This window comes from Caballeronia sp. M23-90 (assembly GCF_053574605.1).
Window position 1 is genome coordinate 1 of sequence record NZ_JBSIPA010000218.1, and the last position, 10,388, is coordinate 10,388.

10 protein-coding genes are annotated in these 10,388 nt (G+C 61.4%); 4 read left to right on the top strand and 6 right to left on the bottom strand.

Features of this window, described 5'->3' with window-relative positions; all coding sequences use genetic code 11:
- Positions 1-78: 78 nt before the first annotated feature.
- The 3 genes from ACRXB1_RS20385 to ACRXB1_RS20395 form a co-directional block, all read right to left on the bottom strand.
- Positions 79-1,389: a DUF6600 domain-containing protein gene (locus ACRXB1_RS20385; RefSeq protein ID WP_449493026.1), complete on the bottom strand. Its 1,311-nt coding sequence runs from the start codon at positions 1,387-1,389 to the stop codon at positions 79-81.
- 321 nt (positions 1,390-1,710) lie between these two features.
- Complete coding sequence (locus ACRXB1_RS20390) at positions 1,711-2,121, bottom strand: TIGR02594 family protein (protein ID WP_082779039.1); 411 nt, start codon at positions 2,119-2,121, stop codon at positions 1,711-1,713.
- Positions 2,122-2,164: 43 nt separating this feature from the next.
- Complete coding sequence (locus ACRXB1_RS20395; protein WP_449493034.1) at positions 2,165-3,619, bottom strand: MFS transporter; 1,455 nt, start codon at positions 3,617-3,619, stop codon at positions 2,165-2,167.
- Positions 3,620-3,869: 250 nt separating this feature from the next.
- On the opposite strand from ACRXB1_RS20395, the gene ACRXB1_RS20400 reads away from it, so the two are divergent.
- Complete coding sequence (locus ACRXB1_RS20400; protein ID WP_449493027.1) at positions 3,870-4,697, top strand: IclR family transcriptional regulator; 828 nt, start codon at positions 3,870-3,872, stop codon at positions 4,695-4,697.
- Between the two features lie 54 nt (positions 4,698-4,751).
- Here the strand turns inward: ACRXB1_RS20400 and ACRXB1_RS20405 are convergent, their stop codons facing one another.
- Both ACRXB1_RS20405 and ACRXB1_RS20410 read right to left on the bottom strand, forming a co-directional pair.
- On the bottom strand, positions 4,752-5,888 hold the full coding sequence (locus ACRXB1_RS20405; protein WP_449493028.1) for a porin: 1,137 nt from the start codon (positions 5,886-5,888) through the stop codon (positions 4,752-4,754).
- Positions 5,889-6,250: 362 nt separating this feature from the next.
- Positions 6,251-7,111, bottom strand: coding sequence for a porin (locus ACRXB1_RS20410; RefSeq protein WP_449493029.1), 861 nt, complete (start codon positions 7,109-7,111; stop codon positions 6,251-6,253).
- A 203-nt stretch (positions 7,112-7,314) separates the two neighbouring features.
- Here ACRXB1_RS20410 and ACRXB1_RS20415 point away from each other — a divergent pair, with 203 nt between their 5' ends.
- Positions 7,315-8,097 carry a class I SAM-dependent methyltransferase gene (locus ACRXB1_RS20415; protein WP_449493030.1) on the top strand — a complete coding sequence of 261 codons (783 nt, stop codon included), beginning with the start codon at positions 7,315-7,317 and terminating at the stop codon, positions 8,095-8,097.
- A 9-nt stretch (positions 8,098-8,106) separates the two neighbouring features.
- Here ACRXB1_RS20415 and ACRXB1_RS20420 read toward each other — a convergent pair whose 3' ends face one another.
- Positions 8,107-8,382 carry a DUF3253 domain-containing protein gene (locus tag ACRXB1_RS20420; RefSeq protein WP_449493031.1) on the bottom strand — a complete coding sequence of 92 codons (276 nt, stop codon included), beginning with the start codon at positions 8,380-8,382 and terminating at the stop codon, positions 8,107-8,109.
- A gap of 95 nt (positions 8,383-8,477) precedes the next feature.
- On the opposite strand from ACRXB1_RS20420, the gene ACRXB1_RS20425 reads away from it, so the two are divergent.
- Entirely contained in the window at positions 8,478-9,191 is a 714-nt protein-coding gene (locus tag ACRXB1_RS20425) for an ABC transporter ATP-binding protein (protein WP_449493032.1), read from the top strand.
- Positions 9,184-10,388: ABC transporter permease (locus ACRXB1_RS20430; RefSeq protein WP_449493033.1), on the top strand; the 1,205-nt coding region annotated here is incomplete at its 3' end. The genes ACRXB1_RS20425 and ACRXB1_RS20430, both read left to right, overlap by 8 nt.

Consider the following 10,388-nt stretch of genomic DNA (forward strand, 5'->3'; position numbering starts at 1 on the left):
GGCTTCATTTTTGCATCGAATAGCTGACCGCCGTTGGCGACCAGCAATGAATAGAACGTGCCTGTCAGCGCTTCGTCCTTACCCGGGAATTGTGTGCCATAGAAGTTCGGCGCCTTGGTGAAGAACGAACGTGTTCGCCGGCACCGCGACAATCGCACCTGGCACGCGCTGATTGATGTACGTGTTGTGAACGTTCGTGATGTTGTTGACGATCGTCGTGTTGTGCACGTTCACATTATTGTTCACGCGGTTGTAATAGCTCGGGCTGTATCCCGAACCCGGATGCCAAGGCTCGTGCGGCCCGAGCGCAAACCAGGCAACACCCGCACCCACCGCGCCGCCTATCGCAAGATCGACACCCCAATGGGAACCACCGCCACCGCCCACAAACGCGACCAGCGCGGGCGCATACACGGGACGCGTGGCAACCACCGGCCCCGGCACCCATGCCCACGCATTGCCGAGGTACGCCCAGCGTCCATAGTGGAACGGTGCAAATCCCCACGGGGCGTCATCGACCCAGGTCCAACCCCACGGCGCAATCCATGTCCAGTGGCCCTCGCGATAAGGCGCCCAGTTCGCCGATACCCCCACCGTCGGCACCCACACCTCGCCATAGGATGGATCAGTGCGCCATGTGCCATTTGCGTCGAGGTCTTCATAGCCCGGGATTTCACGCGATACATATCGTGCGGATACCGAAGCATCTTCCAGCCTGTCGCGGCTTATGATCCACTGATCGAATGCGTCGAGGCCCGACGCCGGTCCGGCCGCTTGTTGCTGCAGGTTCACGCCGGTGAATCTGACTTGCTGGCCGGCGGTCATCTGCAATGAGCCGCCATCGCCGTACAGCATGGCACTGCCGCTTCGCAGCGTCACCGTGGTCGAGTTGCCGTCGGGCGCGACATCGACACGAAATTCGGCCGCGCTCGATGCCTGCAAGGCAATGTTCGGCGTATCGATCTCGATGTTCTGCCCGGGAGGCAACGCGCGCACATGCGCGGACAGTGACCCTTGCGTGACCTTGAGCTGCAGGGTGGCATCGTCGATATCAACCATGCTCAACGCCGTTTGCTGGTTGAGCCGTAACGCCGTCGACCCGATATGAAGTTCCGCCCGCGCGCCGTTGTCCGTCCAGACCTGATCGCCCGTGGTCAGCGGCCGGTTGAGTTGCGCGTAGGACCATTCGGTTTCGCCCGCAGGTTCCATGGTCACGTTGCCGTTGAAGTAGTTCAGGCGTGCAACGCGGCCGGGTGGATCGCTTGCCGCGGCACCGGGCGCGGTAGGAGACGGTACGGCTTGTTGCGCCCAGGCGGGTGTCGATAAAACCGCGACCAATGCGGTGGCGGTCAATACGGCGGCATGAGTTCGGCGCAGGCGTGGGGTCATTGGTGCATCTCCGGAATTATGATTTTGCGTACATATATAACGTCGACGCACGAAGCATGGATGACCTGCTTCACAATTCATACACTCGGTTGCAATCGATGACGTGACATTTGCCATGGCCGCTTGCGGCAGGGGGCCAACCTTACGCGGTTAGGCATGTCTCATTTCAAACTGCTGACATGCTGCGGTTTGATCATAGGATGTTGCAATGCTTTCACATGTCTACGTTGGCGTTACGGATCATGGTCGCGCTTATTTTCGTGATCCGGACGGCGCCAAGCGTTGCGTCTGCTGCCGTGATCCAGTGCCTGCCAGGCTCGATCAAACCGGGTCTGGCCACCTGTAGCCGAGTACATCGGCAAGCGGGTAGGCGAGCTCGCGCACTTCGTCCAGTTGATTGCCGCCGAGCAGATATACGGCGTCGTCGTCATGGCGCAGATAAAAGCCGACGTGCCCCTTCCAGCTGGCCGGATCGTCGCGTGAGAGCACGGCAATGCATCCATACTCCGGCTGATCGAGCACGCGTCCCCACTCAAGCCACGAACGTGCAAGCGCGGACCCTGTGCCGCTATAACCCGCATTCGCCATGCACCAGTTCACGAACGACGCGCACCACGAGACCTTGTCGTCATAGCCGGCAAGATTCGTATGCGCGTTATATGCCACGATGCGTGGATTGGTCTCTCCCGGCCCGAAGCGCCGCACACCGCGCTCGGCGAGTGCCAATGACATCCATGTGTGCGGATCGGGGTTGCGGATCATGAGCTTGTTCGCGTCAACTGCTTTTCTGCGATGCATCCTGACGCATCGATCCGCCACCTACGCTCTGCCCTGCATCGCGCGCGACCTTGAAGTATCCATAGACGGAAACCAGAGTCAGCACGCCCGCGAAGAGAAACGCGAGCCTGAAGTCATCGAGTGAAAAATGAAGACTTTCGGTGCCGGTCGTTTCACCGTTGATCGCAGCGGCCGCACGCAACGCTACCGCGCCATAAGCAATGCCCAGGCCGATTGTCATTTGCGCAGCCGCGCTCCATAACGTGCTCGCGGCGCTCATTTGCGGCTGGCCGACGTCGGCATAAGCCAGCGTGGCGAGCAGCGAGAACTGCATTGAACGTGCAACGCCATACACAAACACCACGAGCAGGACCCACGCAAGCGGCGAGTCGGGCGTGAGAATGCCGCACGCAATAGTAAAGAGTCCGGCCGTGGCTACCGCTACGATAGATACGTTCCTGAACCCGTAGCGCCGCAGGATGCGAGTGGTCAATGCCTTCATGCCGAGATTGCCCAGCGCGCTCGCAAGGAGCAACAGGCCCGACTTGAAGGCGGAAAGCCCGAAGCCGATCTGAAACAGCAATGGCATGAGGTACGGTACCGCGCCAATGCCGATGCGTGTCAACGACCCCGTCAAGACCGTGACCGAATAGGTTGGAATCTTCAGCGTCGAGAAATCAATCAATGGATGCGGATGCCCCGCCGCATGCCGGACCGCGATATAGCCGATCAGGAATCCGGCAAGCACGATCCCGCCCGCAAGCCACGGATTGCTGGCGGGCTGACTGGCGAGCTCCGCGCCATAGAGCACGGCCGTCAGCGACGCGCCGCTGAGCACGAGGCCCATCACGTCCAGCGGCTTGCGTTCCGCGCCTTTCAGGTTCGGGACCAGCATGGCGACGGCAACGAGGGCGCACAGGCCGAAGGGCACGTTCAGCAAGAAGATCCATCGCCATGAAGCATAGGTCGTAATGAACCCGCCGACCGGCGGCCCGATGACCGGCGCTGCAATGGCAGGCCACGTGATGGTCGAGATGGCCTGCATGAGGCGGCTTTTCTCGGTGCTTCGTACCACGATCAGGCGGCCGACCGGGACCATCATCGCGCCGCCGGCGCCTTGAAGCACTCGCGCCGCCGTGAACTCGGCGACGGAATTCGACATGCCGCACAACACCGACGCCACGATGAACACAACGATCGCGCCGAAGAACACCGTGCGCGAACCGAAGCGATCCGCGACCCAGCCGCTCACCGGAATGAAGATTGCGAGCGCGAGCATGTACGCGGTCATGCCGAGGCTGAGCGCGTTGGGGCCGACGCCAAACGACTTCGCCATTTGCGGCAATGCGGTTGCAATGACCGTCGTGTCGAGGTATTCCATGAAGAACGTTCCCGCCACGATGTAGGGCAGCCAGCGGGCAGCGGATGGTGCAGGCGACGCGTTGTTGCTCATCGATAACCCCGGGTTGTGCGGCGCAATGCTGGCCGCCGCGCCGCAATCGGCGACACGTACTGGTTGATGGTCCGAGGGCTTGCGCAGGTATGCGCGGGCCCGCTTCGCATTATTACGTATCCCCAAGCCGCGTGCCATCCGGTCTGCGCGCAACACGCTGGGCCGTCAGCGAAAACCGCTCCGTTATAATCGTTCGCGTCACCGCTCGCGCTCCTTGCTGTCTTGCGGGCCGTCCAGTTCTTTCAACGCCATGCCCAAACCATCCTCGAACGCCATCGACAAGCCGGCTACGCCTGACGTCCCCGAAAACGCCAAGCCGACCGGGACCGCCGCATTCTCGAAGTTCCTGGCCGTCCTGCAGTGCATTGCCGACGCACAGACACCTCCCGGCATTGCGCAACTCACCGCGCTGGCGGGTTATCCGCGGCCGACGGTGTACCGGATTGTCGGTGCGCTGATTGCCGAGGGGCTGGTCGTCGAGAGTCCGCACGGCGGCGCTTATTCGCTCGGGCCACGCCTGTTGTCGTTGGCAAGCCGTAGCTGGGAGCGCTCGGACTTGCGCGTTGCGGCGAGCGAACCGCTTCAGGTGTTGCGCGATGCAACCCAGGAAACCGTGCACCTCGCGGTGCGCAGCGGTTCTGAAATGGTCTACATAGAAAAGCTCGAAAGCCCTCAGGCCGTACGCATGGCTTCGCGAATCGGTACGCGCGTCACGCTCTATTCAAGCTCGGTGGGCAAGGCTTATCTGGCATCGCTCAAACGCGCCGAACGCGATGCCTTGCTGGCGCCGCTGCATTTCGAGCGCTTTACGTCCAATACCATCGTGGAGCGTTGCGCACTCGATGCCGAACTGGACGAAACGCATGCCCGCGGTTATTCAGAAGACCGCGAAGAAAACGAAGAGCAGATCTTCTGCTACGGAAGCGCAATCCTGGGCTCGAATGGCGAGCCGCTTGCATGTGTCAGCATCAGCATTCCGCTTTATAGAAAGAGCGGTTCACCACTCGACACCTACATTGCGCCGCTCAAGGACGCATGCCGTGCGATCGCCGAAGGCATGGGCCCGGGATCGCGCTAAGCTCAAGCGAAAAGAGCCGGGCTTGCCGTCCCGGCTCCATTCACACTTTCGTAGTTAGAACCGATGACGCAAGCCAATCGTTCCCGCGACCTGGCTATTGGTCGATGACGCGCTGAGCCCGTTGATATCCGCCGTCAGGCCCGAATCACCCGTACCGCTCACGTGCTGATACACGCCCTGCAAATAGACGTCCGTGCGCTTGGAGAGCGCATACGCCGTCTGCAGCGTCACCTGGTTGTATTTCGGGCTGACGCCATCGAGCTTTGCATCGGTGAATGTATAGGCGCCTGAGAGCGTCCACGCGGGCGACAGGTTGTAGCGACCGTTCACTTCGTAGTTGGTAAAGCGCGCGCTGCCGTCTGCCAGCGTCAAGCCGTTCGTCGTACCCGATGCCGATGCGCCGATGCCCGTCGCGCCGTCCAGATGCGTTTGCGAAAACACAAAGCCCACATTTGCGGCGCCGAACGCGTAGCTCACGCCTGCGCCGTAAGTGCGCTGACGCGCTGCTGCGAACGTGGCGTCACTCGTCACAGCGCCCGACGCGTTGAGCGTCGAGCCTGCGTTGTTCAATTGCATATAGCTTGCGGCAACATTGAACGGCCCGTAGTTATATGACGTGCCGAAGCTGTATGCGCGGTTATCGGAGAAGCCGTCCGCTGCGTTCGAGAAACCATAGAGGCCGCCGAACTTCAGGCCTCCGTAATTGACGCTTTGGTATTTGACCGAGTTGTTGATTCGGAACGAGTTGTCGAGGTTGTCGTTATCGAACGGATGCGCGGCCTGGGTGCCGCCGAATGACGTACCGGTCAATGCAAGCGGTCCAAGATAGTCGACCACTGAATCGTATTGACGTCCCAGCGTCACGGCGCCTGCCTGATCGCTCGACAAACCAACGTAGGCCTGGCGGCCGAACTCTGCGCCGTTCTGGCCGAACTTGCCGCTATCGATGCTGAAGCCGTTTTCCAGCACGAAGATGGCTTTCAATCCGCCACCCAGGTCTTCCGCGCCGCGCAGTCCCCAGCGGCTGCCGTTCACCTGGCCACTCGTTGCCTGGATGTTTTTGCTGCCGCCCTGGTTGTTGGTGTACGTGAGCCCTGCATCGATCAGGCCGTATAGCGTCACGCTGCTCTGTGCATTAGCTGCTCCGGCGAAGGTACCAAACACACCAAGAGCCATAAGGGATTTCTTCATTTCTGTTTCTCCGAAAAAACGATGCTTAGTCAGTTGCCAATCGATGTCGCCGTGCGTCGAATGGACGGAGGTCATTAAACCGCAGCGTTTGGCGCGCGCCGTTGGTCAGCGGCCACGCGGTTCGTTACCAAGCGTTGCTATCGGGAAAAATGGTTACGCGTGAGAGCGTGTCTGTTTGATGCGCCTTGATCGCGCAACAGAATGGCAAAGCGTTACCCATCAACGGTCCATTCGAGCTTCGTTGGCGCGTCGATATCGTTTTCGGTCGTCGGCGATTATTGAAGCCGTGTTGAACCGACACGGTGTGGAACACTTTGGAATATCTTGCACAGGAGGCGCGACGCATTGTTGCGGTCAACGCATCAGAACCGGTGCCTCAATCCCACCGCGGCCACGACCTGCTCGTTTTTCGTCGATGGAGATTGCCCGCTGACGTCGGCAGTCAGTCCCGAGGCATCGCTGCTTAGGTGCTGATAGGTAGCCTGAACGTACACATCGGTGCGCTTGGAGAGGGAGTAATCCGCCTGCACTGACACAGCCTGCCACGCCGGTTCATGTTCGCCCGTCGCGTTCGACATCACGCCTTTCGTATAGGTGTATGCGCCATTAAGCGCCACCGACGGCGTCACAAGATAGCTGGCATTGAACTCGAAGTTGTTGAAACTCGCGCCCTGCCCGTTCTGCTTGAGGCCAAGACTGTTCGCTCCGTTGATGGTTGCAAGGCCACCGAGCTGAGTGCGCGTCCAGACGAAGCCGACCCGGCCCGCGCCGAGCGCATAGTTGAGACCGGCGCCATAAGTACGCTGCAATGAAGCGATGAACGTACGGTCGGTCAGCGTGATCGCGCCATCGGTGTTGTTTACGCCCGGATTGTTCGCCTGCAGGTAACCCGCGGCGATCGTGAACGGCCCGGTTTCATACGATGCGCCGGCGCTGTAGAGGCGGTTGTCATCGAAGCCGCCTGCCTCGTTCGAGAATCCGTACAGCGCGCCGAACTTCAGGCCCGCATAGGGGACGCTGGTGAATTTCACGGCGTTATCGACACGAAACGAGTTGTTCAGATTGTCGTTGTCGTACGGATGCGGCGACAGGTTGTTGCCGCCTGGATGACGGCCGGTGAAGCTGAGCGGCGCGGCATAATCGACGACCGAATCGTACTGACGCCCGAGCGTCACCGTACCGAAGCGGAACCTTATTTCAGGGCACAGCCGGGAAAAACGCACGGCTCGGGACTGGGGCTGACCATCGCAAAAGCCATTGCGATGGCACACGGTGGAACACTCGTTTTACGCAACCGGCCGACGCGCTGACTGGGCGCCGTGTTGACCTTGCCGCGCGCTTGACGATGTTCTCGTTGGCAATTCACAGCAAGATTATTTATGCTGTCCGCAGTCGAACCACTGAACCACACAAGCGGGAGCAAACAATGAGCACAGGAACTGACGGCGTACACCACGCTGCGGCGGAAGGCTATGCAAGCCTGGCGAACACATACACACGCGGGCGGCCGGACTATCCGCCCGAGGTCGCGGTCTGGTTGCGCGACCAGCTTGGACTCGAAGCCGGCAAGACGGTGGTCGATCTGGGCGCGGGCACGGGCAAATTCACGCCGCGCCTGATCGAGACCGGTGCGCATGTCATCGCGGTCGAACCGGTCGCGGGCATGCTCGAAAAGCTGGCCGCAAGCTTCCCCCAGGTCGATGCTCGCCCGGGCACTGCCGATGCGATCCCGTTACCCGATGCATCCGTCGACGCCATCGTCTGCGCGCAGTCGTTTCACTGGTTCGCAACGCACACGGCGCTGGCCGAGATTCATCGTGTGTTGAAGTCGGGCGGCACACTCGGCTTGATCTGGAATCTGCGCGATGCGCGCGTTCCCTGGGTCGCAAGACTCGATGCGATTGTCAATCGCGTGGAAGGCGACACGCCGCGCTACTACACCGGCGCGTGGCGCGCGGCGTTTCCGTTCGAAGGACTCGGTCCCATCGATGAACATCATTTCAAGCAAGGCCATACCGGTTCGCTTGAGGACGTGATCATCAACCGTGTGCGCTCGACGAGTTTTATTGCCGCGTTAGGAGCGGATGAACGGACGGCGATCGATCGCGAGGTCAGTGCGTTGATTGCATCGGAACCCGAGCTTGCCGGCAAGGACGTTGTCACGGTTCCTTATGAAACGGCTGCATTTTCGGTGCAGAAACTCGGCTGATGCGAATGCTCAGTTCGCTACGAACCCACGCCCGCGACGCAGCCTGATGGGACCGTGATCGATCTCATCGGGCGAAAGCGTGGTCTCGCCCCGCGTGATGCGCACGACGCCCGCCTCGGCGAGCCGTGCAGCAACCTTGCGCACAGCAGGCATCAATGCGCGCCAGACGGTTTCATCGGAGGCGAGAGCACGCGCGACGTCCGAGGGGCAAATGGACGACTCCTCGCGGCGCTCGGATAGCAGCTTCATCATGCAGCGTTCGATGGTCGTATCGTCGATATTCATAAGCCGCCGGGTAAGTGATGGCCATACGCGCACGGCCGTTCTCTGTCACAGTATTGAACCGAAGCACAGTTCATACCGGCGACCACCAGTTCTCTATGACCATCAGCAATAATGACGCGCCGCCCGCACTCGAATGCCGCGGTTTGAGCAAGGCTTACGGCACCGGCAGGATCGTGCTGGCCAACTTGGATTTTTCGCTTGATCCCGGCGAGTTCGTGGCCGTCATGGGCGACTCGGGCGTGGGCAAATCGACATTGCTTAACCTGATCGCCGGCCTCGACGCGGCCGACAGCGGCGAAGTGCTGATCGACGGCACACCGATCTCCCAACTCGACGACGATGCCGCCACGCGCCTGCGCCGACAAAAACTCGGCTTCGTCTTCCAGGCGTTTCACGTACTGCCGCACCTCACGCTGGCGCAAAACGTCGCACTGCCGCTGCTCCTGAACAACACGCCGCCCAAGCGCGCGCTGGACGTGCTGGCCGCGGTCGGGCTCGGCGGCCGTGGCAACGATTTTCCGCGGCAACTTTCAGGCGGTGAACTGCAGCGTGTTGCGATAGCGCGGGCGCTCGTGCATCGTCCAAGCCTGATTCTCGCCGATGAACCCACCGGCAACCTCGACCCCGACACCGCGCACGAAGTCCTCGACTTGTTGCGCGCCGAAATCAAGTCGACCGGCGCGGCCGCGATCATGGTGACGCATTCAACGGCAGCGGCGGCCAGCGCCGACCGAATACTCATTCTGAGCGATGGCGGCCTGCACGGCGCAAAACAGGCGGAGCGCTTCGCGCGCACGGCCAATGAATGACCGCGCAGCGCCGCCCGTCGAGCGCATTGCGGGAAGCCGGCTGCTTGCGCGCTGGCTGCTGGGCGCCGAGTGGCGCAGCCACCCAGCACGCGCAATCGTGGCCATCGCGACCATTGCGCTTGGCGTGGCGCTCGGGTACGCGGTCCAGTTGATCAACAGCGCGGCGTTCAACGAGTTCTCGGCGGCAGCCAAAAGTCTCTCGGGCGAAGCGGATCTGCAAGTGCGCGGCGCCCAACCTACCTTCAATGAATCCTGGTACCCGCGTCTCGCCCGCGAACCCGGCGTGACGCTGGCGAGTCCGGTGCTCGATGTCGACGTAACGGTACCCGGCGAAACGGCTGCGCTGAAAGTGCTTGGCATCGACGTGTTCCGGGCAAGCCGCATCACACCCGAGCTGATCGGCGTGCCTTCGGCGCAGACCTTGCTCGACTCCCTTTCAGCCGATGCCATCTTCCTTTCGCCCTCGGCGCAAACGTGGCTCAAGGCGCCCACGGGCGCCGATGTCGCGCTGCGTAGCGGCACATCGACGGTTAAGTTTCGCGTGGCGGGCGGTATCGTCAGGACGCGGCCGGGGCAGCGCATCGCGGTCATGGATATCGCCGCCGCACAGTGGCGCTTTGGTCTGGAAGGAAAATTGTCGCGCGTCGATCTTCAGCTCGAACGCGGCGTGGATCGCGAAACCTTCAAACGGCAGCTTCAGGCGCAGCTTGGCAATCAGCTCGTCGTGGCCGAAACCCGTGACGATGAAAACCGTACCGATCGGCTTTCGCGTGCTTATCGGATCAACATGAATGTGCTTGCGCTGGTCGCGCTTTTCACCGGCGCGTTCCTGGTGTTTTCGACGCAGGCGCTGGCCGTGGTGCGCCGCCGGTCGCAATTCGCGATGCTGCGTGTATTGGGCGTGACACGCGCGCAATTACTGCGGCAGATCCTGATGGAAGGCGCGTTGCTCGGGGTGATCGGATCGCTGCTCGGGCTTGTGTTGGGGTACGCGTTATCGGATGTTGCACTGCGGTTTTTTGGCAGTGATCTGGGTGGCGGCTATTTCCCGGGTGTGCAGCCGCATGTCGGTTTCGAACCGGTTGCGACGACCATTTTCCTGGCGTTGGGCATTGCAGTATCGGTTCTGGGCAGCCGGCCGTGCCCGCGCTGCTTCGAGCGCCGGCACGCGGCTGCCCAGGACCGAAGGTCCGAAGG